The 818-nt window shown below is 50.1% G+C and carries 1 protein-coding gene; it reads left to right on the forward strand.

The annotated features are described in order from the left end of the window. On the forward strand, positions 1–642 hold a 642-nt coding region (locus ACTHUR_RS13120; protein ID WP_440398950.1), incomplete at its 5' end, for an ACT domain-containing protein. Between the last annotated feature and the right edge of the window lie 176 nt (positions 643–818).

Below are 818 nucleotides of genomic sequence, written 5' to 3' on the forward strand. Positions count from 1 at the left end.
ATCTTCCCCAAACCCAATCTGCAAGCATTGGCGGAAAAACTCGGCTTCAAAAAAACCGATGAACTCTATACGGCCATCGGTCAGGGCGAAGTTTCCAACCGCGCCATCCACAAAGCCTGCGGTGCGCTGAATGAGCCGCCTCCTGTGCCGATTGATGAAACCAATATCGTCAAGCAGTCCAAAATCAAAAAAGGCGGCAAAAACGGCATTTTGATTGACGGCGAAGACGGCTTAATGACCACACTTGCCAAATGCTGCAAACCGGCACCTCCTGACGATATTGTGGGCTTTGTTACCCGCGACCGCGGTATTTCCGTCCACCGCAATACCTGCCCTTCTTTCCGCCACCTTGCCGAACAGGCTCCGGAAAAAGTGTTGAACGCAAGCTGGGCAGCCTTGCAAGAAGGACAAGTGTTTGCCGTCGATGTTGAAATCCGCGCCCAAGACCGCTCCGGTTTGCTTCGCGATGTTTCGGATGCGCTGGCGCGTCATAAACTCAACGTTACCGCAGTGCAAACCCAATCGCGTGATTTGGAAGCCAGTATGCGCTTTACCCTTGGAGTCCGCCAAGTCAATGACCTGCCGCGCGTATTAGCCAGCTTAGGCGACATCAAAGGCGTTTTAAGCGTAACGCGCTTGTAGTTCTAACGCACCAAGCAAATCTAAAGGCCGTCTGAAAGCAACTTTTTCAGACGGCCTTTTAAGTTTTTAACACACCAATATCTCAACGCTTCAACTTATCTTTCTTAAAAAGTCAGCCGCAGCCTTAGTCACCTCAATATATAACCCCCTCTTCTATTCTTACAACCAGTTGTTAT

Source organism: Neisseria sp. P0021.S007 (assembly GCF_051956855.1).